At 74.7% G+C, this 26,016-nt stretch carries 16 protein-coding genes; 9 read left to right on the top strand and 7 right to left on the bottom strand.

All coding sequences use genetic code 11. The features are described from left to right. Positions 1 to 3: 3 nt before the first annotated feature. From J2S66_RS08185 to J2S66_RS08195, 3 genes are all read right to left on the bottom strand, one after another. Positions 4 to 7,659, bottom strand: coding sequence for a non-ribosomal peptide synthetase (locus tag J2S66_RS08185; protein ID WP_310305806.1), 7,656 nt, complete (start codon positions 7,657 to 7,659; stop codon positions 4 to 6). Positions 7,660 to 7,738: 79 nt separating this feature from the next. Then, entirely contained in the window at positions 7,739 to 9,013 is a 1,275-nt protein-coding gene (locus J2S66_RS08190) for a serine hydrolase domain-containing protein (RefSeq protein ID WP_310305809.1), read from the bottom strand. A gap of 358 nt (positions 9,014 to 9,371) precedes the next feature. Continuing rightward, positions 9,372 to 9,974: a CGNR zinc finger domain-containing protein gene (locus J2S66_RS08195; RefSeq protein WP_310305811.1), complete on the bottom strand. Its 603-nt coding sequence runs from the start codon at positions 9,972 to 9,974 to the stop codon at positions 9,372 to 9,374. Positions 9,975 to 10,096: 122 nt separating this feature from the next. On the opposite strand from J2S66_RS08195, the gene J2S66_RS08200 reads away from it, so the two are divergent. Continuing rightward, complete coding sequence (locus J2S66_RS08200) at positions 10,097 to 10,786, top strand: MOSC domain-containing protein (protein ID WP_310305813.1); 690 nt, start codon at positions 10,097 to 10,099, stop codon at positions 10,784 to 10,786. Positions 10,787 to 10,791: 5 nt separating this feature from the next. Here J2S66_RS08200 and J2S66_RS08205 read toward each other — a convergent pair whose 3' ends face one another. Then, the gene (locus tag J2S66_RS08205) at positions 10,792 to 11,406 is read right to left on the bottom strand and encodes a GTP pyrophosphokinase (protein ID WP_306747744.1); all 615 of its coding nucleotides are present in this window, start codon (positions 11,404 to 11,406) and stop codon (positions 10,792 to 10,794) included. 175 nt (positions 11,407 to 11,581) lie between these two features. Between J2S66_RS08205 and J2S66_RS08210 the strand changes: the two genes are divergently transcribed. Continuing rightward, positions 11,582 to 12,427 carry an EamA family transporter gene (locus J2S66_RS08210; protein WP_310305815.1) on the top strand — a complete coding sequence of 282 codons (846 nt, stop codon included), beginning with the start codon at positions 11,582 to 11,584 and terminating at the stop codon, positions 12,425 to 12,427. A 22-nt stretch (positions 12,428 to 12,449) separates the two neighbouring features. On the opposite strand, the gene J2S66_RS08215 is transcribed toward J2S66_RS08210, so the two are convergent. Continuing rightward, positions 12,450 to 13,331 carry an SRPBCC family protein gene (locus J2S66_RS08215; protein ID WP_310305817.1) on the bottom strand — a complete coding sequence of 294 codons (882 nt, stop codon included), beginning with the start codon at positions 13,329 to 13,331 and terminating at the stop codon, positions 12,450 to 12,452. 169 nt (positions 13,332 to 13,500) lie between these two features. On the opposite strand from J2S66_RS08215, the gene J2S66_RS08220 reads away from it, so the two are divergent. Genes J2S66_RS08220 through J2S66_RS08240 form a run of 5 tightly spaced genes read left to right on the top strand, consistent with a single transcriptional unit; the run spans position 13,501 to position 19,829 of the window. Beyond that, positions 13,501 to 14,571 (top strand): hypothetical protein, encoded by a 1,071-nt coding sequence (locus J2S66_RS08220; RefSeq protein WP_310305819.1) that lies wholly within the window; start codon positions 13,501 to 13,503, stop codon positions 14,569 to 14,571. Beyond that, entirely contained in the window at positions 14,568 to 15,719 is a 1,152-nt protein-coding gene (locus J2S66_RS08225) for a toxic anion resistance protein (RefSeq protein WP_310305821.1), read from the top strand. Before J2S66_RS08220 ends, J2S66_RS08225 begins: the two co-directional genes overlap by 4 nt. Beyond that, entirely contained in the window at positions 15,716 to 17,344 is a 1,629-nt protein-coding gene (locus J2S66_RS08230) for a vWA domain-containing protein (RefSeq protein ID WP_310305824.1), read from the top strand. The genes J2S66_RS08225 and J2S66_RS08230 overlap by 4 nt, the downstream gene beginning before the upstream one ends. Then, positions 17,341 to 17,931 carry a hypothetical protein gene (locus tag J2S66_RS08235; RefSeq protein WP_310305827.1) on the top strand — a complete coding sequence of 197 codons (591 nt, stop codon included), beginning with the start codon at positions 17,341 to 17,343 and terminating at the stop codon, positions 17,929 to 17,931. Before J2S66_RS08230 ends, J2S66_RS08235 begins: the two co-directional genes overlap by 4 nt. Positions 17,932 to 17,948: 17 nt before the next feature. After that, complete coding sequence (locus J2S66_RS08240) at positions 17,949 to 19,829, top strand: hypothetical protein (protein ID WP_310305830.1); 1,881 nt, start codon at positions 17,949 to 17,951, stop codon at positions 19,827 to 19,829. A 127-nt stretch (positions 19,830 to 19,956) separates the two neighbouring features. On the opposite strand, the gene J2S66_RS08245 is transcribed toward J2S66_RS08240, so the two are convergent. Further along, complete coding sequence (locus tag J2S66_RS08245) at positions 19,957 to 20,436, bottom strand: hypothetical protein (RefSeq protein ID WP_310305833.1); 480 nt, start codon at positions 20,434 to 20,436, stop codon at positions 19,957 to 19,959. 421 nt (positions 20,437 to 20,857) lie between these two features. Here J2S66_RS08245 and J2S66_RS08250 point away from each other — a divergent pair, with 421 nt between their 5' ends. Together J2S66_RS08250 and J2S66_RS08255 are read left to right on the top strand one after the other, a co-directional pair. Then, the gene (locus tag J2S66_RS08250) at positions 20,858 to 21,520 is read left to right on the top strand and encodes a lytic polysaccharide monooxygenase auxiliary activity family 9 protein (protein WP_374726069.1); all 663 of its coding nucleotides are present in this window, start codon (positions 20,858 to 20,860) and stop codon (positions 21,518 to 21,520) included. Positions 21,521 to 22,025: 505 nt separating this feature from the next. Further along, the gene (locus J2S66_RS08255; protein ID WP_310305836.1) at positions 22,026 to 25,304 is read left to right on the top strand and encodes a HEAT repeat domain-containing protein; all 3,279 of its coding nucleotides are present in this window, start codon (positions 22,026 to 22,028) and stop codon (positions 25,302 to 25,304) included. 32 nt (positions 25,305 to 25,336) lie between these two features. Here J2S66_RS08255 and J2S66_RS08260 read toward each other — a convergent pair whose 3' ends face one another. After that, the gene (locus J2S66_RS08260) at positions 25,337 to 25,837 is read right to left on the bottom strand and encodes an ATP-binding protein (protein ID WP_306747756.1); all 501 of its coding nucleotides are present in this window, start codon (positions 25,835 to 25,837) and stop codon (positions 25,337 to 25,339) included. Positions 25,838 to 26,016: the final 179 nt, after the last annotated feature.

Genomic DNA, 26,016 nt, shown 5'->3' on the forward strand with positions numbered 1-26,016 from the left:
AGGTCACGCTTCCGTCTCTGCGAGGGCTTCGAGGTCGGCCAGCACCAGTTCCTCGACCAGGTCGGCGAGGGAGGCCACGGTGCGGGCGGTGAGGACGTCGCGCGGGGAGAGGTCGACGCCGAACGCCGCCTTGGTCCGGGACGTGATGTGCAGGCTTCGGATGGAATCGCCGCCGAGGGCGAAGAACCCGTCCTCCACACCGACCCGTTCGACACCGAGGACGTCGGCCCAGATGGCCGCGATCGCCTCTTCCGTCCCGGTGCGCGGGGCGACGTAGGCCTTGGAGGTGACCGCGTCGCGCTCGGGCGCGGGGAGCGCGACGCGGTCGAGCTTGCCGTTGGCGTTCAGCGGCAGGCTTTCCAGTGCGACGAACGCCGCCGGGACCATGTAGTCGGGCAGGACACTGGCCGTGTGGTCGCGCAGTTCCGATGCCGTAGTCGGCTTGTCCGGCACGTAGTACGCCACCAAGCGGTGCTCGTTCGCCACTACAACGACCTGGCGGACGGCAGGGTGCGCCCCGAGGACGGATTCCACTTCGCCGAGTTCGATGCGGAAGCCGCGGATCTTGACCTGGTGGTCGGCTCGGCCGAGGTAGTGCAGGACGCCGTCGCCCCAGCGGGCGAGGTCGCCGCTGCGGTACATGCGGGTGCCGGGTGCGCCGAAGGGGTCGGCGAGGAACCGCGAGGCGGTGAGGCCGGGGCGTTGGAAGTAGCCGCGGGCCAGGCCGGGGCCGGCGACGTACATCTCGCCGGGTACGCCGGGCGGCACCGGGTTGAGGTCCTCGTCGAGGACGTAGATGCGCAGGTCGGGCATGGCGATGCCGATGCTGCCGTCGGCGTGGGTGTAGGTGACGTGGACGGTGGTTTCGGTGATGCCGTACATGTTGATCAGCGCGCCGGGGCCGTTCCAGCCTTCGAGTTTGTGCATGTCGAGGGCTTCGCCGGCGAAGATCACGTACCGCAGGCTCAGCCCGGTCGGCTTCTCGGGGATGAGCTGGTAGAAGGCGGAGGGTGTCTGGCTGAGGATGGTGACGCCTTCGTCGGCGAGGAGTTTGGCGAAGTCGCGCGGTGACCTCGACACCGCGTGGGGGACGACGACGAGTCGGCCGCCGTGCAGCAGGGCGGCCCAGAGTTCGAAGACGGAGACGTCGAAGGCGTAGCTGTGGAACAGCGACACCACGTCGTCGGGTCCGAGGTTGAACCAGTGGTCGGTGGCGGTGAACAGGCGCACGACGTTGCCGTGCGGGATGACCACGCCCTTGGGCCGACCGGTCGAACCCGAGGTGTAGATGACGTACGCGGCGTTGTCCGGGCGCAGCGGCACCGCGGGGGCGGTGGCCGGGTACGCGCCGAGGTCGGGCAGTTCGGACAGGGTGGTCACGGGCTGGGCGTCGGTGATGGTGGCGGTGATCCGCTCGGGTGGGTAGACGGGATCGATGGGCAGGTAGGCGGCTCCGGACTTGAGGACGCCCAGCACTGCGACCACGAGGTCGAGGGAGCGCGGGAACAGCAGCGCGACCATCTCCTCGGGTGCCGCGCCCAGGGAGATGAGGTGGTGCGCCAGCCGGTTCGAGCGCTCGTCGAGTTCGCGGTAGGTGAGCGAGGCGCCTTCGCAGCTCACCGCGACGGCGTCGGGCGTGCGGGCGGCCTGCGCGGCGAACAACTCGGGGATCGTCGTGCCCGGCTCGCTCACCACCGAGCCGTTCCAGTCGACCAGCACCTGCTCGACCTCGGCCGCGGCCAGCCACGGCACCCGGCCCAGCGGGCGGTCGGGGTCGGCTACCAGCTCGACCAGCAGTCGGCGCAGCCGCTCACCCAGCCGCTCGACGGTGGCCTCGTCGAACATCGCCGGCTCGTAGCCCAGCAGCAGGCCCAGGCGCTCCCTCGGGTAGACGGTGGCGCTGAGCGGGAAGCTCGTGGTCTCCACGGCCGACAGCTCGCGCAGGCCCATGTCCTCGGCCAGCTCGACCGGGTAGTTCTCGAACACCACGACGCTGTCGAACAGGTTCACGCCGCGCTCGACGCCGCTCCAGCCCTGGAGGCTGGTCAGCGGCACGTGCTCGAACCGCCGCGACTCGGCCTGGGCGTCCTGGAGCGCGCGCAGCCAGTCGGCCACCGGCGCGGTCCCGTCCACCTCGACCCGCACCGGCAGGGTGTTGATGAAGATGCCGGTGATCGAGTCGACGTCGGGCAGGTCCGCCGGGCGACCGGACACGGTCGCGCCGAAGCACACGTCCCGCCGACCGCTGGAACGGCCCAGCAGCAGCGCCCACGCGCCCTGCACGATCGCGCTCGGCGTGAGCCGGTGCCGCCGGGCGAACTCGTAGAGCCGCGTGGACTCGTCCTCGTCCAGCTCCACGGACAGGCGCTCCGACGACGTGCCGTGCGCGGCGGGTCGGTCGGCGGGCAGCGGGGTGGGCGAGTCGAACGTGCCGAGCACCCGACGCCAGTGCGCTTCGGCCGCCGCGCCGTCCTGCTCGGCCAGCCAGGCCGCGTAGTCGCGGAACGGCCGCCGCTCGGGCAGCTCGCCACGCGCCAGCACGTCGGACAGCACGTGGAAGACGCTCCAGCCGTCCAGCAGCACGTGGTGGAACGTCCACAGCACCTGCACGGCGGTGTCCGAGACCCGGGCGACGGCCAGGCGCATCAGCGGCGCCACCGCCAGGTCGATGCCCTCCTCGCGGTCCGCGGCCAGCAGCTCGCGCAGCCGGTCGGCGCGGGCGTCGTCGGCGAGCCCCCGCCAGTCGAGGAACGTGAACGGCACGCGCGCGTCGGCGTGCACGACCTGGAGCGGTTCGGGCACGTCCTCCCACAGCACGGAGCTGCGCAGCACCGGGGTCCGGTCCACCACCCGCTGCCAGGCGCGGGCGAACTCGTGCGGGTCGGCGACCCCGTCCACGACGAACGTGGTCTGCTGGAAGTACACGCCCTTCTCGCCCAGGCCGTGGAACACCATGCCCGCCTGCATCGGGGTCAGCGGGTAGGCGTCCTCGCCGGGCAGCCGGTCCACCTGCTCCTGGGTGAGCCGCACCAGCGGGAAGTCCGACGGCGTGCGCCCGCCCGCGCCGGGGCGGGTGCAGTGCGCGACGATCGCGCGCAGGTTCGCCGCGAACGCCTCGGCGAGCGCGGTGGCGGTCGCGTCGTCGTGCAGCTGGTCGCTGTAGTAGACGGTGAACTCCAGCCGGTCGTCGCGCACCTGGCCGACCACGTCCAGCGGGTGCGGCCGGGGCGCGGCCGGGTCGGCGGACAGGTCGAGGTCGCGCTGGTCGGCGTCGAAGCGGCCCAGGTAGTTGAAGCTGACCGCCGGGGCGCACGCGGGCGCGGTGCGTGCCAGGTGCCGCAGGGCGCCGTAGCCGATGCCGCGCCGGGGCACCGCCCGCAGCTGCTCCTTCACCGACTTGAGCGCCTCGCCCCAGTCCTCGTGCTCGACGTCGAGCGCCACCGGGAACACGGTGGTGAACCAGCCGACCGTGCGGGACAGGTCGACGTCGTCGAACAGCTCCTCGCGGCCGTGGCCCTCCAGGTCGACCAGCACCCGGGGGCGACCGGTCCAGTCGGCCAGCGCCCGGCCGAGCGCGGTCAGCAGCACGTCGTTGACCTGGGTGCGGTACGCGCCGGGCACGTCCCGCAGCAGCGCGGCCGTCTCCTCCGCGGTGAGGCGCACGGCGGCCTCGCGCTGCGAGGCGGTGGTGTTCGCGCCGCGCCGGTCCAGCGGGACGTCGCCCGGCGTGGCGGCGACCGCGGTCCAGTGCGCCAGCTCGTCCGCGAACCCGTGGGTCGCGTGCTCGGCCAGCCTCGTCGCCCAGTCCCGGAACGACGTCGTCTTGCGCCCGATGCGGACGGGCTGCCCGGCCCGCGCCTGCCGGTGCGCGGTGGTCAGGTCCTCCACCAGCACCCGCCAGGACACGCCGTCGACCACGAGGTGGTGCGCGGTCAGCCGGACCGACCGCCCGTCCAGCACCTCGGCGCGCAGCAGCGGGCCGCGGGAGAGGTCGAAGCCGTCGAGCGCGAGCGGGTCGACGTCCTCGACCGGGCCGACGACCTGGCGGTCGCCCTCGAACCGGGTGCGCAGCGCGTCGTGGTGCTCGACCAGCGCCTTCAGCGCGGTGCGCAGCGCGGTCACGTCGAGGTCGTCCAGGTCGACCACCACGGACTGGTCGAAGTGCTCGGGCCGGGTGGTGTGGTGCTCCAGGAACCACCGCTGGATCGGTGTGAGCGGTGCGTCGCCGATGACCACGCCCTGGTCGGCCACCGGCGGCAGGTCGCGGCGGACGTGCGGCGCGATGGCCGCGACGGTCTGGTGCGCGAAGATGTCCCGCGAGGTCAGCACGAGCCCCGCGCGGCGGGCCCTGGTCACCACCTGGATGCCCAGGATCGAGTCGCCGCCCAGTGCGAAGAAGTTGTCCCGCACGCCGACCCGGGCCGCGCCCAGCACCTCGGCGAAGATCCCGGCCAGCACGGCCTCCACCGGCGTGCGCGGCGCCACGTACCGGGACCCGGCGCGCTCGGTGGGCGGCGCGGGCAGGTCGTCGCGGTCGAGGCGGTCCAGGCCGACGAACACCTCCGGCACCGCGTGCGGGGGCAGCACCTGCTCCAGCAGGCCGCGCAGGGAGGCGGGCGCGACGGGCGAGGTGTAGGCGATCAGCCTGCGGTCGACGACGACCACGGCCGCGTCGGTCACCTCGTCGTGCCGCAGCAGCGCGCGCTCCACCTCGGCGAGGTCCACCCGCACACCCCTGATCCGCACGGCGTCGTCCGCCGTCGCCGTCAGGTCGACCAGGCCGCGCAGCGGTCGGTCCGGGTCCTCGACCACCAGGCGCAGCAGGGCGTCCAGGTCGTCGGCGAGCGCCTCCACGGTGGCGGCGTCGAACAGGTCGGTGTTGTACTCGACGGTCAGCGCCAGGTCGTCGCCGCGCGGCCAGAACTCGACCACCAGGTCGAACCGGGCCACCGGGCGCGGCAGGTCGTGCTCGGCCACGGTCAGGTCGCCGAACGCCGCGTCGCGCACCAGCGGCTGGTGCAGCGCCACCACGGCCTGCACGAGGGGTGTGCGGCCGGGGTCGGGGTCGGGGCGCAGCTCCTCGACGATCCGGTCGAACGGCACGTCGTCGTGCCCGAACGCGGCCAGCGCGGTGTCGCGCACCTGGTCCAGGAACGCGGTGAACGGCAGGTCGGGCTCGACCCACGAACGCAGCACGAGGGTGCGGACGAAGAAGCCGACGGCGCGCTCCAGGTCGGCGCGGTCGCGGCCGGAGCTGACCGTGCCGACGGCGACGTCCCGCTGGCCGGTGCGCGACGCCAGCAGCAGCTGCACCGCGGCGGTGAGCGTCATGAACAGGGTCGCCTCGTGGGCGCGGCCCACCCCCGTGAGCCGCTCCACCAGGTCGGCGGGCAGCGGTCGGCGCAGCACCGCGCCGGCCGTCGTGCGCAGGGCCGGTCGGGGCCGGTCGGTGGGCAGGTCCAGCGACTCCAGGCCGGCCAGCCGCTCCCGCCAGTGGGCCAGGTCGCCCACGGGGTTGGCGCGGTCCCACACCGCGAAGTCGGGGTACTGCACGGCCGGGTCGGCGGGGGAGCGGCCCGCGTACAGCTCGGCCAGCTCCTCCACCAGCACCTGCACCGACCAGCCGTCGGTGACGATGTGGTGCTGCACGAGGACCAGCAGGTGCTCGTCCGGGCCGACCGGCGCGAGCACCGCGCGGGTCAGCGGACCGCGGCGCAGGTCGAACGGCTCGGCCAGGCCCAGGTCGTCGGCCCCGTCGGCCGGGCCGGGCAGCACGCGCAGCGGGATCGTGCCGTGGTCGGCGACGACCTGCACCGGCTCGTCGCCCGCCACGTCGAACGTGGTGCGCAGGGCGTCGTGGCGGGCGGCCAGCGCGTCCAGGGCGGCGGCCAGGCGCGGCACGTCCAGCGGCCCGGTCAGCCGCAGGCCGACCGCGGTGTTCTGCTCGGCCGTGCCGTCGAGGGAGAACAGCCGGCGCTGCGCGGGGGACAGCGGCAGCGGCCGGTCGCGCGGCACGCGGGGGATCGGCGCGCCCTCGTGCTCGGGGAGCACCTCGGCGAGCGCGGCGACCGTGCGGTGCTCGAACATCGTCCGCACCGGCAGGCCACCCAGCCGGGCCAGCGCCCGCACCGCGAGGATCGAGTCGCCGCCCAGGGCGAAGAAGTCGTCGAGCGCGCCGACCAGCGGCGTGCCCAGCACGTCGGACCACACCCCGGCCACCCGGTGCTCGGCGGGCGTGCGGGGTTCCACGAAGCCCTCGGGCACCTCGCCGACGACCGGCGCGGGCAGTGCCGCCCGGTCCAGCTTCCCGTTGGGGCTCAACGGGAACGCGTCGAGCGCGACGAACGCCGACGGCACCATGTAGTCGGGCAGCGTGGCGGCCAGGTGCTCGCGCAGCCCGACCGTGCCGCGGCCCACCACGTACGCCACCAGCCGCTTGGGCTCGTCGCGCGTCACGACCAGCGCCTGGTCGACGGCCGGGTGCTCGCGCAGCAGGGCCTCGACCTCGCCGGGCTCGACCCGGAAGCCGCGGATCTTCACCTGGTGGTCGGCGCGGCCGACGAACTCCAGCTGCCCGTCGTCGCGGGTGCGGACCACGTCGCCGGTGCGGTACATGCGCGCGCCGGGCTCGCCGAACGGGTCGGCGACGAACCGCTGCGCGGTCAGGCCGGGCCGGCCGAGGTAGCCGCGGGCCAGGCCGATGCCCGTCACGTACAGCTCGCCCTGCGCGACGGGCCGCAACTCGCCGTCCAGCACCCGCACCTCGGTGCCCGGGATCGGGCGGCCGATCGGCGGCGTGCCACCGGGTTCGAGCGGCTCGCTCCACGAGGTGACCACGGTGGACTCGGTCGGGCCGTAGGCGTTGATCATGCGGCGGCCCGGCGCCCACGCGGCCACCAGCTCGGCCGAGCTGGCGTCGCCGCCCACTATCACGGTGCGGAACGTCGGCAGCGCGCGCACGGGCACCGTGGCCAGCGCGACCGGCGGGATCAGCGCGTGCGTGACGCCGAACTGCTCGACCACGTCCGCGAGCTGCTCGCCCAGCAGCGGTCCCGGCGGCGGCACGACGAGCGCCGCGCCCGCCGGCAGGGCCATGCACAGCTCCAGCACCGAGGCGTCGAAGCTGGGGGAGGAGAACTGGAGCACCCGGTCGCCCGGTCGCACGTCGAAGTGCTCGATCTCGGCCGCGGCGAACGCGGGCAGGCCGCGGTGGGTGACCACGACGCCCTTGGGCCGGCCGGTGGAGCCGGACGTGTAGATGACATAGGCGGGGTCGTCCGGCCGGATGTCCGCGCCCGGGTCGGTGGCGGGCTGGTCCGCCACGTCCACCGGCCCGTCCAGCACGAGCAGCGGGCCCGCGTCGTCCACCATGAACGCGATCCGGTCCGCCGGGTACGCCGGGTCCACGGGGAGGTAGGCGGCGCCGGCCTTGAGCACCGCCAAGCGGGCCACGACGTTGTCCACCGAGCGCGGCAGTTGGATCGCCACCACGCGTTCTCGGCGGGCGCCCTTCGCGATCAGCAGGTGCGCGAGCCGGTTGGCCCGCTCGTCGAGCTCCCGGTAGCTCACCTCGCCCTCGGCCGAGACGACCGCGGTCGCGTCGGGGGTGCGTCGTGCCTGCGCGGCCACCAGCGCCGGCAGGGTGTGGGCGTGCGTCATCGCGAAAGGTGCCTCTCTGGCTCGGTAGGGATGGCCGGGACGCGCTTTACCCGGTTCCCGAGACTTCAAACGTGATTCGTCAGACCATTTCCGAGACCTGTCGGCGGGCGAGGCGCCCGCCGATCTGGATCCATCGGATGTCGCCGTCGCCCGGGTCCCGGAGGAAACGGCCGGTCTGGTTGGTGTCGCCCGTGTCCGAATCACGCATGGCGAACACCAGGCCGTCGAACAAGGAGAGGTCCGCGAACGGCTCGCCGTCCACGGTGAGCGCCAGCCGCCCCCGGTCGAGGGGACGCACGGCGTATTCGACATCGCCGTTACGGAACCGCCCGGTGCAGTCCGGAGGGGGTGCGATGCGGTGGTCGAGGCCGCGCATTCCGTCGTAATCGCCCACCGGCAGCCCGGCGTCGGCCAGTTCCGGGACCAGGTCGCGCCACAACGCGAACCCGGGCCCCGCGTTCGAGGTCAGGGCGACCGTGGTGCCGTCGGCGGGGTTGATCCGGAGGTGGCACGAGGTGCCGTCGGCCGTGCCGTCGTGGCCGACCCAGCGGACCCCGTCGCGCTGGAACAGGGCGAGGCCGAGGCCCCAGCCGTCCGCCATGCCGAAGGGCTCGGCGTGCCGCGCGGGGGTGCGCATGAGGTCGAGGTCGTGGGGGTCGATCAGGTGCGGCGCCGACCCGCCGAGCATGCGCCCCAGGGCCACCAGGTCGGTCGCGCCGGCGGCCAGGGCGCCCGCGGGGGCGTCGACCAGGCTCAGCGACTGCTCGACCGGCACGGCCCGCCCGGTGTCCGCGTTGACCGCGTGACCGGGGACCACGCCGACGCCCGCGCCGGGGCCGGTGGTGAACCGCGGCCGCACGCCCAGGGGGCGCAGCAGCACCGCGTCCATGGCCTCCCACCAGGTCATCCCGGTGGCGACCTCGATCAGGTGGCCGATCAGCGAGTAGCCGATGTTGGAGTAGGAGAAGCCCTCGCCCGGCCGGTGCAGCGGGTCGAGGTCGCGCAGCGCCTGCTCGACGTGGCGGCGCAGCGAGGTGGAGCGGACGTCCTCCGGGTCCGAGGGCAGCCCGCCCGTGTGGCTGAGCAGGTGCCGCAGCGTCAGCTCGTCCGAGACCACCGGGAGGTGGTCGGAGAGCGGCGCGTCGAGTTCGAGGTCACCGTCGGAGACCAGCGCCATGGCGACGGTGGCGGTGAACGTCTTCGTGATGGAGCCGATGGGTACGGCGGCGTCGGCGGGGAGGCCGATCTCGTGCGTCCAGGTCCGGCCGTCGTGGTGGACGGCCAGCTGGACGCCCGGCACGCGGTGCGCGCGGACGAGGTCGGCTAATCGGGTCGCGATCCTGTGCGTGTCCATCCTGGTCCCTCTGAGAAATGAGCCGAAGTGGCTGCGGACCTACGTTGACTGTCGCTACGGGATCGTCGCGACCGCCGAACGGAGCATTTGTGAAATGTTGATTCCCTATTTTGTGCAAACTTAACCCGCCGTTGTGGGGAGACGTGTCGCGGTTCACTCGATCGGCAGGTTTGGACCGTCGTGTCTCGTAAAGAAGTGCCAGTACGCGAGGGTTATTCGCAGTCGCCTGGCAACGGTTGCGGTAAGGCGTACGCTTGGCCACCGCGAGGCCGTCGAATGTTCGTGGTGCGCCATTCGATGGACTTTTGAAACAATTTCCCGGACACCCGTAACCGATAACCGCGGGCGTCGTTTGACCCTACCTGGCCGTAACCCCGGAGGTGCGCCGGTAGTGACGGGCGGCACGCACCCGGTTCCCGCACCCCGTGGAGCACCACTCGCGCCTCGGGTGGTCCTTCACGAAGTACAGGACGCAGCCGGGCGCGTGGCAGGCGCGCAGCAGTTCGCGCTCGTCGCCGGTGAACAGGTCGACGGCCTCGGCGGCGGTGGCGGCCAGTGCGGCGGCCACCGGACCGGCGGTCGTCGTGGTGGTCCGGCGCAACCGTCCGTCCACGACTTCGAGCTGCGGCCGGGTGTCCGCCCGGGTCGCCGCCCGGTTCACCACGTCCACGGCGCGCGCGACGTCGGCGTCCCGGGCGATCGGCCGGGTGTCGTCGGTCAGCGCTGCGGCGAGGTCGCGCACGGCGGTGCGCAACTCGCGGAACGCGGCGAGGTCGGTGGCGGTGACGTCTTCGGCGGCGACGGCCCCGGCGGCGACGGGCGTGCCGGCGTCCGCCCCGACGTCGTTCCCGCTCAGCCACGCCGCGAGGTCGGCCGCGGTCGCCAGGTGGTCGCGCACGGTCGAGCGGTCGCGGCGGACGGTGTTGGCCAGGCGGATCGGGTGTGGCTCGGCGGACGGCACGTGTCTCACGGTAACACGGGCTTGCATCCGTGAGAGTCCCGTTCTAACGTTCAGAAGTCACTCGAACCGTGAGAAGGGATCGTCATGCCGCTGGACGACACCGAACTCCGGGCGGGGTAGCCGTGCACGTGGAGGCGCTGTGGCGCTACCCCGTGAAATCCCTGGGCGGCGAGCGGATCACCGCCGCCGAGCTCACCGACGACGGCGTGGCGGGCGACCGGCTCGTGCACGTCAGCGGCGGCCGCGCACCGCTCACCGGCCGCACCCGGCACGGCCTGCTCACCATCCCGGCCTCCACCGGCCCCGACGGCACACCGCTCGTCGCCGGCCACCGCTGGGACGGCCCGGAGGCCGGCGCGCTGGTCGAGCCCTTCGGCGGGAGGCTCGCCCGCTACCCGGGACCCGAGCGGTTCGACGTGCTCAACCTCCTGGTCGCCACCGACGGCGCGGTCCGGGCGTGGGGCTCGGACGTCCGGCGACTGCGCCCCAACCTGCTGATCGGCGGCGTGGACCCGGACGCGGAACGCGACTGGCCGGGCCACGCCCTGCTCGTCGGCGACGCCGTCATCGGCGTGTTCTCGCTGCGCGCGAGGTGCGTCGTCACCTCGATCGACCCCGACAGCGGTGAGCGGCACCCCGACGTCTTCCGCCGCATCCGCACCGACTTCGGGGGTCGGCTGGCCCTGAACTGCTGGGTCGTCCGACCGGGCCGGGTCCGCGAGGGCGACACCGCGGAGCTGGTGCCCACCGACGAGCTGCCGGACCACGTCGGCGGCTGGATCACCGGCGCGCCGTACGCGCTCCCCGGCTGACCGGTTCAGTCGCGCTGCACCTCCAGGTGCAGCGCCTCCATCCGCGCGTCCAGCTCGGCGGCGATGGCGGCGGTGTTCGTCAGCTCGTCGACGAACCCCGCGGGCACCTGGTCGTCGTACTTGTAGAACAGCTTGTGCTCCAGGGTGGCCCAGAAGTCCATGGCGATGGTCCGCAGCTGCACCTCGACCTTGACGTGCTCCACCCGGTCGGACAGGAACACCGGGATGCGCACGATGAGGTGCAGGCTGCGGTACCCGTTGGGCTTGGGCGCGGCGATGTAGTCCTTGGTCTTGAGGATCTCCACGTCGCTCTGCCGCGCCAGCATGTCCCGCACGCGGTACACGTCGGACACGAACGGGCACACCACCCGCACGCCCGCCACGTCGTCCAGGTGCTCGGCCGCCAGCGACAGGTCGGGCGGCAGTCCCTTGCGCGCCAGCTTGTCGAGGATCGCGTCCGGTCGCTTCACGCGCTGGGTCACGTGCTCGATCGGGTCGTGGCGGTGGACGAGGTCGAACTCCTCGCTGAGGATGCGGAGCTTCGTCATCAGCTCGTCCACGGCGAACTTGTAGACCACGAGAGACCGCCGCAGCAGGTCGTCCGCGACGTCCAGGTCCATGATCCCCAGGGTACCGCCGCCCCCGTCGGCTACGATGCCGGGCGTGAACACCCACTGGCACGTGGTCCTCCCGCCTCCGGGCGCCTGACGGGCGCACTCGCGGAAGCACACCCCACGCCTGCTCGCGCAGCGCGCCCGTTCGCGTCCTTTCTCCTCCTCCGCGAACGGAGACCCGGTGTCCACTCTCGAATCACCGGCACGCCCTGGTCTGATCCAGGGGCCGCTGCCCATCCTCGCCGCGTGCGCCCTGTGGGGCACCACCGGCACCGTCAGCTCGTTCGCCCCCGGTTCCGCGCCGCCCTCGGCGGTCGGCGCGGCCGGGCTGGTGCTCGGCGGCCTGCTGCTGTTCCTCAGCGCGCGGGGCTCCCGCGACGTGCTGCGCACCGCCGACCGGCGGCTGCTCCTGCTCGGGGCGGTGACGGCGGCCGGCTACGCGCTCGCGTTCTACCCGGCCGTGGCGCGCACCGGTGTGGCGGTGGCCACGACGGTGGCGCTGGCGACCGCGCCGATCGTGCTCGGCCTGCGGGCCCGGCCGTTCACCACGCTGACCGCCGTCGCCGGGTGCGCGGTGCTCGTGCTCGGCGACGGCGAGGCGCACGTCGACCTGCTCGGCGTCGGACTGGCGCTGGTCGCGGGCCTGTCGTACGCCGCCTACTCGGCCGTCTGCGCCCACCTGATCGCGCGCGGCCACCCGTCGCGGGCGGTCGTGGGCGCGGTGTTCGGCGGCGCGTCGGCGCTGACCCTGCCCGTGCTGCTGGTGCTCGGCGTCGGCTGGGTGGGCACCGTCCAGGGCGCGGTGGTGACCGCGCACCTCGCGGTGTTCACCACGTTCCTGGCGTACCTGCTGTTCGGGCTCGGCCTGCGGCACACGAGCGCGGCGGCGGCGACCACGCTGACCCTGGCCGAACCCGCCGTGGCGGCCGTGCTGGGCGTGGTCGTGCTGGGTGAGCGCCTGGCGCTCGTGTCGTGGTGCGGCATGGGCGTGCTGGTGCTGGCGCTGGCGGTGCTCGCCCGCCGGTGAGCGCGGGGCCGGCCGCCGCGGTTCACGCCTCGGCCGCGGCGGCCAGCTCGTCCAGCTCACGCCGGGCGCGCCGCGCGCTGTACGCCCTGCTCGCCAGCACGGCCGCGCGCAGCTTCCAGCCCTCGCCCACCACCAGGTAGCGGCAGGTGACCCGGGTGCCGCCGGCGGCGGGCGCGAACGCGTACTCGATCCGGCTCGGGGCGCCGCTCGCGGTCCCGGCCACGACCGTCGTGAGCCGGTGCGGTCGGGCGAACTCCACGTAGGACACCTCCGCGTCCACCTCCGCGCCGAGCACCCGCGACGTCTGCCGGTACCGCGTGCCGGGGCCCGGCGGCCCGGGCGTGACGGGCTCGACCCGCGTCACCGACGAGAACACCGCGACCGACCGCGCAGGGTCCGCGAGCAGGTCGAACACCGCCTCGGGCGCGGCCCGCACGTGCCGCTCCAGGGTGAACGCCTCCACCGCGGGCGCGGTCTCGACGAGGTGCTCGGCGAGGTGGTCGGCGTCCCGGCGGAACCGCAGGTCGCTCAGCTCGAAGGCGTTGCGCCGGAGCAACGGGCGCAGCGAGGGCGGCAGGTCGCCGGCGGGGGGCAGCACCGCACCGCCCACCAGCACCGGGACGACGCGCAGGCCGCGGGCCAGCGCGCGCTCCACCTCCAGCCGCACGAAGTCCGCCGGGTCGTGCAGGCGCTCGGACGACCACGCCCGCCCCACGACCGCCAGCAGCACGTCGCACCGGTCCAGCACGCGCTCGACGACCTCCGCGAAGTCCTCGCCCGGCCCGATCGAGTCGACGTCCAGGAACACGGCGTCCTCGCCGAACCGCGCGGCCAGCACGTCGTACAGCCGTCCGGCGTGGCCGGAGCTGTCGTCGCGCCGGTAGCTGATGAAGGTGGTCGGCACCCCACCAGCTTGGCAGGTCGACGCCCGGCGGCACGCCCCGCGACCGCCGCTCACCGGGTGAACCGACACCCATCGTTCACCGACCGTTCCACCGCCCATCACCGCTTCGCGCGTCAAACGAGGCGGGCGGGGGAGAGGATTCCGACGAACACGGGGGTGAGCAGGTCAGGTGAAGCGCCGGTTGTCCATCGGCTCGGCCGTGCTGTTGCTGGTCGCGGTCGTCGCGGTGGTGGTCTGGGACGGTCCCGGCGACGCGCGGGGAGGGGGTGGGCCGACCACCGTCCGCGGTGTCATCGGGTCGGAGAAGCTCGCCTTCTTCCGCGACCCGAGGGTCGTCGAGCGGTTCGCGGCGCACGGGCTGTCGGTGGAGGTGGATACCGCCGGGTCGCGGCAGATCGCCACCTCCGTCGACCTCGGCGGGTACGCGTTCGCGTTCCCGTCGTCCTCGCCCGCCGCGCAGAAGATCCAGCGCGACAGGGGCACGACGGCCGGCTACACGCCGTTCCAGTCGCCCATGGCCGTGGCGTCCTTCGAACCGGTCGTGCGGCTCCTGGAGGCGGCGGGCGCGGTGCGCCCGGGAGCCGGGGGCTACCACGTGCTCGACGTCGCGGCGGTGCTGGAGCTGGCCGGCACCCGCTGGGACCAGCTGCCCGGCAACACCGCCTACCCGGTGCGCAAGAACATCCTGGTGACCACGACCAACCCGGCCGAGTCGAACTCGGCGGCCATGTACCTGGCCGCCGCGGCGTTCGTGGCCAACGGCGACGCCGCGGTCACCGCGCCCGAGCAGGAGGCACGGGTGCTGCCGCTGGTCGCCGGCCTGTTCCGCGGCCAGGGATACACGCAGAACAGCACCGAGGGGCCGTTCGAGGACTACCTGGCCGCGGGCATGGGCAAGGCGCCGCTGGCCCTGGTCTACGAGTCGCAGTACCTCGACCGGGTGCTGCGCGGCGACGGCTCGATCCGCCCCGACATGCGCCTGCTCTACCTCGCGCCCACCGTGTACTCCAAGCACACGCTCGTGCCGCTGGACGACCGGGGCGACGAGGTCGGCAGGCTGCTGTCCACCGACGCCGAACTCGGCAGGCTCGCCGCCGCGTTCGGCTTCCGCACCACCGACCCCGCGCACTTCGCCGGCGTCGTCGGCGACAAGGCGCCCGTCGACCTGGTGGACGTGGTCGAACCGCCGTCGTTCGAAGTGCTGGAACGGCTGCTCGACGCGGTCGGCACGCCGTCGTGACCGGGTTCGCGCTCCCCCCGCCCGAGCCGGTGCCACCGGTCCCGGTCGAACGCGCGGCGGGCCTGATCGCCCTCGACGACGACGCCCGCGCCGACGTCGGCCGCCGCGCGGACGAGTTCGCCGGGCGGCTGGCCGCGCTCGACGTGCGCTCACCGGCGTTCACCACCGCGCTGGACGAGCTGCTCGCCGTCGGCGAGTCGGACATGCGCGCGGCGGCCGGCGTGGCGGGCGCGATGCTCGACCGCTCCGCCCGCGCGCTGCGCGACGGCTCGGCGCAGGTCGGCGTCACCACCAGCCTGGCGGGCCTGCGCCGCACCGTCGCCGAGCTCGACCCGGCCAGGCTGCCGATCACCGGGCGCAAGCTCGTCCGGCTGCTCCCGGGCGCGAACGCGGCGAAGCGCGCACTGGACCGCTACCGCGCGGCGGGCGAGCCGGTGGACCGGCTCGTCGTGGACCTACGCACCCGGCAGGACGGGTTGCGCCGCGACAACGCCGCGGTCAAGCGCGAGCGCGAGCGGCTGTGGGAGGTCATGGGCCGGCTGGCCGAGTCCGCCGCCCTCGCCGGGGCGGTCGACGAGGCCGTCGCGCGGCAGGCCGACGTGCTCGACCTGACCGACCCCGAGCGGGCCCGGGCACTGCGCGCCGACGTGCTGCACCCGATCCGCCGACGCCACCAGGACCTGCTCACCCAGCTCGCCGTGAGCGCCCAGGGCTACCTCGCGCTGGACCTGGTGCGGCGCACCAACGACGAGCTGGTCCGCGGCGTCGAGCGGGCGGTGTCCACCACGGTCGCCGCGCTGCGGGTCGCCCTGCTGGTCAGCGGCGCCTTGGCGCACGAGCGGGACGTGCTCGACGAGGTCGACGCCGTGCGCGCCACCACCGACGGCCTGCTGCGCGCCAACGCCGACCTGCTCGACCTCCAGACCGCGGAGATCCGCCGGGCGGGCAGCGACCCCGCGGTCGCGGTGGAGACGCTGCGCTCCTCGTTCGACCGGATCTACGCCGCGATCGACGCGGTCGACGGCTACCGGGCGGACGCGGTGCGCACGATGGAGGCGACGGTCGAGTCGCTGTCCGGGGAGGTCCGGCGCGCGGAGGCGCACCTGCGCCGCTCACACGACACCGCGCTGGTCGAGGGGGACCGATGAGGACACCGTTCACGCTCCTGCTCCTGCTGCTGGTGTCGGCGTGCACCGGCCCGGCCGACCCGGGGCCGGCGGAACCCGGCCTGCCGGCGGGGCCGCCCGGGCCCGGCGTGCTGCGCGTGCTCGCCGGCAGCGAGTTGACCGACATGGGGGACGTGCTGGAGGAGGCCGCGGCCGCCACCGGGGTGCGGGTCGAGTTCACCTTCACCGGCACCCTGGAGGGCACCGAGGCGCTGGCCGAGGGCGCGGTCGATGGCAAGTACGACGCGGTGTGGTTCTCCTCCAACCGCTACCCGGCGGGCGTCCCCGAGGCGGCCCGGCGGCTCGGCGCGCAGGTCGAGGTGATGAGCTCCCCGGTCGTCCTCGGGCTGACCGGGTCGAAGGCCCGCGAGCTGGGCTGGACCGACCGCCGGCTCGGCTGGGGCGAGATCGCCGAGGCCGCCGGGCGGCGCGCGTTCAGCTACGGCATGACCGACCCGTCCGCCTCGAACTCCGGGTTCTCCGCGCTGGTCGGCGTCGCGTCCGCCCTCGCCGGGGCGGGCGCCGCGGTCGACGCCGCGCAGATCGACGCGGTCACGCCGGAGCTCAAGGGGTTCTTCTCCGCGCAGGCGCTGTCCGCCGGCTCGTCCGGCTGGTTGTGGCAGGCGTACCAGCGCCGCGCCACCGGCGAGGACCCCGGCGGCAAGGTCGACGGGCTGATCAACTACGAGTCCGTGCTGCTGTCGGTCGACTCCGTGCGCGCACCACCCGAGGAGTTCACCGTCGTGTACCCGAGCGACGGGGTGGTGACCGCCGACTACCCGTTCACCCTGCTCGCCGACGCGGGCGACGACGCGCGCGACGCCCACCGGCGCCTCACCGACCACCTGCGCACACCCGACGTGCAGCGCCGGATCATGGAGACCACCCACCGCAGGCCCGTCGTGCCGGGCGTCGCGCTGTCCGACGCCTTCGCGCAGCACGACCTGGTCGAGCTGCCGTTCCCCGTGGCGCAGACCGCCGTGGACGCGCTGCTCGCCGCCTACTTCGACGAGATCCGGCGCCCCTCCCGCACCCTGTACGTGCTCGACACCTCCGGGTCGATGGCGGGCGACCGCATCGCATCGCTGCGATCCGCGCTGATCGGGCTGACCGGCGCGGACGACTCGCTCACCGGTCGGTACCGGCGCTTCCGCAGCCGTGAGGAGGTGACGATGCTGCCGTTCAGCACCACTCCGGGCGAACCGCGCACGTTCACCCTGCCCGAGGGTGACCCCACGGCCGCGCTGGCCGGGATCGCGGCGTACGCCGGGGGACTGCGGGAGGGGGGCGGCACGGCGATCTACGACAGCCTGTCGCGCGCCTACGAGGTGATGGGACCGCTGGTGGCCGCCGACCCCGACCGGTTCACCTCGATCGTGCTGATGACCGACGGCGAGAACACCGACGGCTCGGGCCTCGCCGAGTTCGAGGCGTCGTTCGGCTCGGTGCCCGCGCGGCTGCGGGGCGTGCCGGTGTTCACCGTGCTGTTCGGCGAGGGCAGCGACGACGAGCTGACCCGCGTGGCCGCGCTGACCGGCGGCAAGGTGTTCGACGCCCGCGCCGTCGACCTCGGCGGGGTGTTCCGCGAGATCCGCGGGTACCAGTGATCGGCTACCTGGGCTCCACCAAGAACCTCGTCGGCTGCCTGGCCGGCCTGGCCGGCGTGCTGCTGCACGTGACCGGCGTCGTCGGGGCGTGGTGGCCCGCGGTCGTCGCCGCCCTGTACGCGGCGGGCGCGCTGCTCGCCCCGCCGGAGGGGGTGCGCCTGGTGCCGGTCGACCCGGTCGTCGAAGTCGGGCTGCTGCGGTCCGGGTTGGACGAGCTGGTGCGCGGGGTGGAGGCGCGGGCTTCCCGCGTGCCGCCGCCCGCCCTGGAGGCGGTGCGCCGGATCGCCGCCGTGCTCGGTGACCTGCTCGACCGGCCCGCCACCCTGACCGCGGACCCCGAGCTGCGGCACGCCGTGCCGCGGTTGGCCCGCACCGACCTGCCGCTGTCCGTGCAGACCTACCTGAACCTGCCGTGGTGGTACGCCGTCCGGCAGCGGGCGGGCGGGACGAGCCCGGACGCCGAGTTGCTGGCCCAGCTGGAGCTGCTGGAGGCCGAGGCGCACCGGCTCGCCGATCGGGTGTACGGCGCCGACGTCGACCGGCAGGCCGACCACACCCGGTATCTGAGGGACCGCGACGAGGGCTGACCGATAGTGTCCGCCCGGTGAGGTACCGGGGGTTCGGCGCGCACCTGTCGGCACGGCTGGACGCCCTGACCCCCGAGCGGGCCTGCCTGGTGCAGCAGGTGCTGCGCGGCGTCGAACCGGCCGTCATCCACAGCCGGCACGCCTCCGCGCTGGCCGGCCTCGTGACCGAGCTGCCCAGGCTGCACGCGGTGCTGGAGCACCACCACGCGGCGGGGCAGCCGCAGAAGCACCTGGTCGACCGGTTGTGCGAGAACGTCCTCGCTCGCGTCGATGCGAGCACCGCCGTCTGGGGACGGGACGTGCTCGACCCGATCGCCGGGCTGGTTCGGGAGGTGCGGGCCGCCGTGGCGCGGTCCGATGTGGACGGTGCCCGTCTGCTCGCACCGCTGCGCGACGCGGTGTCCGGTGTGGACGACGCGCTCGCGAGGCGGTTCGCCGAGGTGTGGGAGCACCCGGACGACGCGGCCGACGGCGTCGCCGACGAGGTGGCCTGCCTGCTCGCCGCGCTCGACCGCGACCCGTCGGCCGCCGAGCTGGACCTGTCGCGCCTGGACCGCTGGGACGCCGCGTCGGTGTGGCGGACCCTGCGACCGGACGCCGCGCCGCACCGGGCCGCGCTGGTCGTGCGGGGAGCCGGCGCGCTGGAGGGCCTGGACGCGTTCGACGCCACCGCCGAGCAGGCGCCGCTGCGCTCGGCCCGCTCCCTGCGGTGGGGCGCGGCGACGCAAGGGCTGCGCGCCTTCGTCGACGCCACGCCGGCGGGCGGCGAGGTGTGCGTGGTGAGCCTGGAGGTGCGCGCGGTGGACCGCCCGTCGGCCGCCCGCAAGGCCCGCCGGGCGCTGGTGGAGCTGCTCGACCAGTACACGGCGGGAACGCGCCTGTTCTCGCCGGTCGTGGACGCCCGGGTGCTGGTGAACCGGGTGGGCGCGACCGGGACCGAGCAGTGGCGGCCGCCCGTGCGGACCACCCCGGTCGCCCGCCCGCTGACCCGCCGCGAGCTGCCCGACGAGGTGCGGCGGGCGCTGCGGATGGCGCACGTGGCCGCCGGCGCCCCCGCCGTGGCGTCGGCGCTGGCGTGGTCGGCACTGGAGGCCTGCGGGTTGGTGCGGCGGCACGAGCTGGCCGCGGCCCTGGCCGTGCAGGCGTTGCGCCAGCAGGTCGTCGGCGCGTACCGGCTCGTGCGCCAGTCCGCGGCGGCGCGCCTGGAGCAGGCCCGGCGGCGCGTGGCCGACGCCGAGCGCGCCGAGCGTCACCGTGCCGCCGTCCGCCGGGACCCGACCGGCCGGGTCGGGTCGTCGTCCGCAGCCCGCGCCGACCTCGCCGCCCTGACCGACCGGGTCGCCACCGCCCTGGCCGCGATCGGCGCGCACGTCCGCCACGACGAACGCCACCACCTGCACGACCTCGGCACCTGGACCGACCTGCTCCGGCCACCGGGCCGCGACCCGGAACCGCTGGTCGCCGCCCGCGCCGCGCTCGACGACCTCCTCCCGCACCTGCACCCGCTCGCCGTCCACGAGGTCACCGGCTGGCGTGCCGCGCTGGCCGACCCCGAGGTGCTCGCCGCCCGGTTGCGCGACCGGACCGCCCGCACCGCCACCGTCCTGGACGCCCTGTACGCGACGAGGAACCTGACCCTGCACTCCGGGCTGGCCGCCGGCGACGAACCCGTGCACGCCGTCGGCGCGGTGATGGTGACCGACCTGGCCCTGGAGGTCCTGGGCAACTGGTACGCCCACGCACCGGACCCCGCCGCCCCGCCCGCCGAGGTGATCGCCACCCTCGCCCGCCGCCACCACGAGATCCTGTCCCGCCTGGCCGGCGGCACGCGACCAACCCGGCTCGACTTCGACCGCCTGACCAGCCCCCGCACGACCGGCGTGTGGCGACCGCGGTGACCCGCGGCCGGCTCCACCGGCGCGGGACCTGCGCGGTGGTGGTGGGGAACGCGACGGTCCGCCGCACATCCGTGATGCGCGGCGGACCTCACTGCTCGGCGTTCTTCAGCGCGTCGTCGCGGAACGGTCAGCCGTCGTAACCGGCGACCGTCTCCTCCTCTTCCACCTCGACCTCGACCTCGGCGTCGTCACCCTCGACCTCGGCCTCCTCGGCGTCGGCGTCCTCGCCCCAGCCGTTGTCACCGGCGTGGCTCTCGACGCTCTCGCTGAAGGCGCCCTCCTCACCGGCGTAGTTCGTCGAGTTCCAGTAGTGGGCGCCGTCCGATCCCCAGCCGTGGCCGCCCCAGCCGTGGCCGTCGGCGAGCGAGCCCGTCTCCTCGGAGTAGGCCCCCTCGTCGTCCGCCCACGACTCGTGTTCCAGGAAGAACGCCACACCGTCCACGACGCCGGAGTACACGCCCTCCGAGCCCGCGCCCTCGGATGTGGCGACCGACATCTCGTGCTCGTGGTAGACGTCCTCGGCGGACGCGGAGGCGAGACCGGCGGCACCGATCAACAGCGGGGCGGACACGAAGCTCGCGGCGATGAGACGAGTGATGTTGCGCATGGGGAACCTCCTTGAGTAGTGACCATGCGCCAGTCAGGTACCCGACGTGATCGGCTCTAACGGTGGGTAAGCGGATCGGGTAAGGCCCTGATGTGGTACGACCAGCTCTGACCTGCCCTCATCACCAAGCGTGCGCGGAAAGCACGACCCTGTGGGTGATGTCCGACGACTCCGTCGCCGATGACGCGGGCTCCACTGTGGACGTCCCCGGCCGGAGCCCCGACGACCCGGCCGAGCGGCTGCCCGATCGCGCGCCGACCCGGGCCCGGGTGGGTTTCGTCGAACGCGGGCGTCGAACGCCGTCGAATGGAAGTCGTTGTGCGGCAACACTTCCCAAGATTGCGCACGGGTGGTTACAGTGCGATTTGGGAGCGCTCCCAGTCTGTTGGTCATCCTCAACGAGGAGGAGAGAGTGGCGCTCATGCCAATCCCTGCGAGAAAGAACGTGTTCGCCCGGTCCCTCGCGTTGCTCGTGGCCGTCACGGGGCTCATGGCGGGGCTGCTGACCGGCGTGGCCGACGCGCACGGGTCGACCACCGACCCGCCGTCGCGCAACTACGGCTGCTGGCAGCGCTGGGGCAGTGACTTCCAGAACCCGTCGATGGCCCAGCAGGACCCGATGTGCTGGCAGGCGTGGCAGGCCGACACCAACGCGATGTGGAACTGGAACGGCCTGTACCGCGAGGGCGTCGCCGGCAACCACCAGGGCGCGATCCCCGACGGCCAGCTGTGCAGCGGCGGGCGGACCGGCGGCATGCGGTACGCGGCGCTGGACAACCCGGGCCAGTGGAAGGCCGTGACCAAGCCGCGGCAGTTCACGCTCACCATCACCGACCAGGCCCGGCACGGCGCGGACTACCTGCGGGTGTACGTGACCAAGCAGGGCTTCGACCCGACCAGGCAGGCACTGGGCTGGAACAACGTCGACCTGGTCGCCACCACCGGCCGCTACGCGCCGGCGGGCACCTACCAGGTGGCCGTGAACGCGGGCAGCCGCACGGGCCGCCACGTCGTCTACGCGATCTGGCAGGCCAGCCACAGCGACCAGTCGTACTACTTCTGCTCGGACGTCATCTTCCAGTAGTCGACCGGCCCCGGCCCACGTCACGTGGGCCGGGGTCCGGGGGCGGTCACCTGCTGCCGTCCCACTGGTCGCCGCCGTGGCGCGTCGGCGGTCTGCGCGGGCCGCGGGTGGCGGGCCGGGGGTGCGACGGCCTCGGGCTGGTTCTTCCGTCCATGGTGCTCGTTACCTCCGTGTCGTCGTGAGCACGCGAATACGCGCGCATTCCGCGTCGGTCGTGGCCGGTGCGGCAAAAAGAAAACCGCCCTGGTCGGATTACCCGACGGGCGGCTCCCGGTGCGACCTGTGCGCAGGTCAGGTGCGGGAGCCTGGTCCGTGGAGCTGGAACGGGCAGGTGAGCGCGTTGCGGCGGGGCATTGCCGCCATCCGACCCGTGCTCGTCATGTCCGCTCCCGGTTTCCGTGTGGCACCGATCATGGCGAATCCCGATCAGCGGCGTCAAAACAATTAACCGGGCGATTTCGGCTACTCGGTGGCGGCCCGGTGCCCCGCGGGACAGAATCCCGCCGTGACGACCTCCGCCCGCCGCCTGCTGCACTCCCTCGACCCGCTGCCGTTCGCCGCGCGCCGCCGCCTGCTCGCCCGCACCGCGCGCGAGCTGGTCGGCACGCCCGAGCTGGACCGGCTGCTGGACGACCTCCACGGCCGGGGCCCGTTCGAACGGCTGACGGCCGTGCAGATCGCCTACGTGGCCGGGCACCGCGCCCACGTCGAGCGCTGCCTGTCGGCCCCCGAGACCGCGGTGGTGCACCAGGCGCTCGGCGCGGCGATCCGGCTCGACCTGCCCGGCGCGGTGTTCCGCGAACGCCTGCCGCACCTGCCGACCGACCTGCGCCGGCTGCTCTACGGCGCGGTGCGCCGGCGGGAACGCCGGGCGCTGGCCGACGCGCTGCTGCCCGTCGCCCGCTCGCTCTACGGCGACCACGAGGCCGCCGGGCTGCTGCCCGCCTGCTCGTCGGACGTGGTCCGGGCCGCGCTGCCGGAGCTGGAGCACGCGGTCGGCGGGTGGACCGCGGTCGGGCGTCGACACCCCGGCGTGGTGCTCGACTTCGTCGAGGCCGAGCTGTCCGCGACCGCGCCCACGTGGTGGGCGGGCACGTGGCAGCGCTTCGGGCAGGCCGTGGTCGCCGCCGCGCGGGCCGAACCGGACCGCGTCCTCGACCTGGTCGAACGCGTGCTGCCGCACGTGCCGCTGCCGTGGGAGCTGGACAAGGTCGTCGGCCGACTCGCCCGGCACGCGCCGGAGCGGGTCGCGGCCCTGCTGGTCGACCCGCGCCGCACCGGGCCGCTGCCCGCGCGCCGGTCGCTGTGGCGCGCGCTCGCCGTGCTGCCGGAGGAGCGGCTGGTGCCGGTCGCCCGCGTGCTCGACGGCGACCAGCAGGTGCGGTTCCTGCGCGCCGTCGCGCCGTCCCGGCGGGCCGCGGTGGTCGCGGGCGTGTTCGGCGACCGCCCGGACGTGCCGCTGCCCGTGCTGGACGAGTTGCCGTCCGCCGCGCGCGGTGAGGCGGCCCGGCGGCTGCTCGGACTGCGCGTGGTCGCCGACGACCCGGTCCGCCGGCTGGAGGTGACCGCGCGGCTGCCGTGGGAGGAGGCGCGGGAGGTGCTGCTGACCGCCACCCGTCGTGCCACCGCGGACGACCGCGCCGCGGCCTACCCGCTGTACCTGTCGGCCGCCGTCGCGACCCGCGACCCCGAGGTGGTCGGCGGGGTCGTCGCCGGCCTGGCGGGCCTGACCAACGAGCAGGACCCGGTGCGCGCCAGGGCCATCGGTGCCCTCGCCGCCATCCCCGGGTGGCTGTTCCGCCCGGACGAGGCCGACGTGCTCGTCAAGGTCGCGCTGGACGCCGCGGAGGCGCGCGACTCGTCGTGGCGGACCCAGCACGCGGTCCGCGCGCTGGCCGCGGCGCTGATCCGCGAGGGCGCTGTGTCGCGCCGACCCGCGCTGGTGGACGCCGGGTTGGCCGCGGTGGAGCACCTGGGCGGGCACGCGACGTCGGTGGACCTGTCGAACCTGGACCGCGTCCTGCCGCGCGGCGCCGAGGAGCGGGTGTTCGCGGCGCTGGAACCGCGGATCACGGCGGACGCCCGACGCGGCCGCCACGCCGTGCTGCTCGGGCTCGCGGCAGGTCTCGGCAAGCGTGCCTGGCGCCTGGACCGCGTGCAGGAACTGCTGGACCGGGCCCGGTCCGCCAAGGACGACCACGTGGTGCGGCGCGCGATCGACCTGTGGCTCGCGCCGCCCGCGACCCGGGACGAGCGGGTGGGGCGCGTGTTCCGCGACGACCCTTCCACGATCACGCTGCACGCCGTGCGCGAGGCGATCGGCCGCCGTCGCACCGACCTCCTGGACCGGGTGGCGGTCGGGTCGCTGCACGGGCGGTTCCTCAAGCGCGGCGTGCGGTACGTGCCGGCGTTCCGCGGCTGCTTCGACCGCTGGCTGCCGCGCCAGGTCGAGGCGCACGCCGCCGCGCTGCGCGCGCTGGTCGAGGCGCGGCGCGCCCCCGCCGTGGAGCGCGCGTCCGCCGCGCGGGCCCTCGGCCGCGTGCCGGGGACGGCCGACGTGCTGCGCGGGTTCCTGGCCGACCCCGAGGTGCGGGTGGTGGAGGCGGCGCTGGGTGCGCTGGCGTGGACCGACGAACCGTCGGCGGTGCTGCCGGACCTGCTCGCGCACGTCGACACAGACCGGGCCCGCGTCGCCGTGCACGCGCTGGCCCGCTGCGCCCGCTCCACCCCGCCCGACCGGCTGGGCGCGCTGCTCGCGCCGCTGGCGGCCGGGCGGAAGGTGACCGCCCGCAAGGAGGCCGTGCGGCTGCTCGCCCGGCACCGCGTGCCCGGCGCCGCGACCGCGCTCGCCGGCGCGTGGGACGGCGAGCACCGGGACGTGAAGCGCGCCCTGGTGTCCGCGACCCGCTGGTTCCTCGACGACCCGGCGGCGTGGGAGCTGCTGACCCGCGCGAGCGGCGAACGGGGCGAGGTCGCGGTCGAGCTGCTGGAGCTGCCGCCCGCCGCCGTCGCCCGGCGCCACCGGGAGCGGTACGCGGGGCTCGTGCGCGCGGTCGCCTCCTCGGCGGACCCGGACACGGCCCGGCGCGGCCTCGGCGCGCTGCCGGAGTGGACCCGGTGGACCGCGGGCTCGGCGGACCTGCTCGTGGACCTGGTGGTGGACCTCGACAACACGGCCACCTGGTCGGGCGCCCTGACCGCCCTGCTGCGCGCCTCGGCCACGACGCAGGACGTGGCGCCGCTGCGCGCCGCCGTGGCCGGGCTGCTCGCGCGGGTGGACCTGCACGACGCCGAACCCGACCGGGACCTGCCGGCCCGGCAGCGGGTGTCCTCGATCGCGTCGAGGCTGGTGGCGGAGCGCGGGCAGGTGCGGTGGCGGGCGGCGTCCCGCGCGCTGGCCCGGGACCTCGCCGCGGCCGGCCTCGACGCGGCGGCGGTCCCGCTCGCACTGGCCGCCGTGCCGTGGGAGGAGCCCGGCGCGGAACTGGAAGGGCTGCGCGAGGTGGTGCGGCTGGCGGTGCGGCCGACGCTCCGGTGGCGCGCGGCGGAGGGCGTCTCCGACGAGCTCGGCGCGCGGCTGTCCCGGCTGTCACCGACCAGGCTGCACGAGGTGGCGTCGGCGCTCGTCCCGGAGTGCGCGCCGCTGGCGCTCGCGGTCGTCTCGGCGGTGGGGCGCGGCACGGGGTGGCCCGAGCCGTGGCGGGTGCTGCTGCGCGGCCTGCGCCGGCACGAGGACCCGGACGTGCGCGAGGCGGCGTCGGGCGTGGTGACCGCGGTGGAGTGAGGCGGGACGGCGCGGTCGCCGCCCCACCGGGGTCACTCGGGGCGGCCCGCGCCACCACCCAGGCCGTAGAGGATGCGCTGGATCACCTCGGGGTCCACGTCGGGCTCGTCGCCCAGCTTCTCCGCGGCCGGGGAGCGGCGCGGCTCGCGGCGCGGCAGCGGCACCGACGAGGCGTTCATGCCCGACGGGAGCGGCAGTTCGCACCACGCGAGGTGGCCGCCCGCGGTGAGGTCCACGAGGCCCGCCCGGGTGCCCGCCAGCTCCGGCGGCACGGCCACCCGGTTGCCCTCGACCTCGACCACGAGGTAGGTGCCGGTCAGCCGGAGCCGGATCAGCAGGAGGCCGGGGGCACGCCGGTCCGCCACCTCGACGGCGGCGCCCACGAGCCGGCGCGCGGTCTGGGCGGCCTCGTCCTGCATGCCGCGCAGGCGCCACTCGCCGAGCGAGAAGCGGACGAACATGTCCGCGACGTTCACCGCGGTCGGTAGCGCGACGAGTCGAAGGTCGTCGACCTGCTCGGTCTTGGCGTTCACACCGGTCCCTCCTCGACTGCGTCCGGCGCGCGTGTTGCGCCAGATGGTGCCATGCCTGCGTCCGTGTCACCCACGCGGTCCGCGGACCGTGAGCAGACCGTGTCCGCGAGGCGGTTCCGGCGCATCGGTCCGGCACGGGAGGAACCCTGGCATCAAGGGCTACTACGGATGCGCACGGG

Origin of the sequence: Saccharothrix longispora (assembly GCF_031455225.1) — a bacterium.
Classification (GTDB): domain Bacteria; phylum Actinomycetota; class Actinomycetes; order Mycobacteriales; family Pseudonocardiaceae; genus Actinosynnema; species Actinosynnema longispora.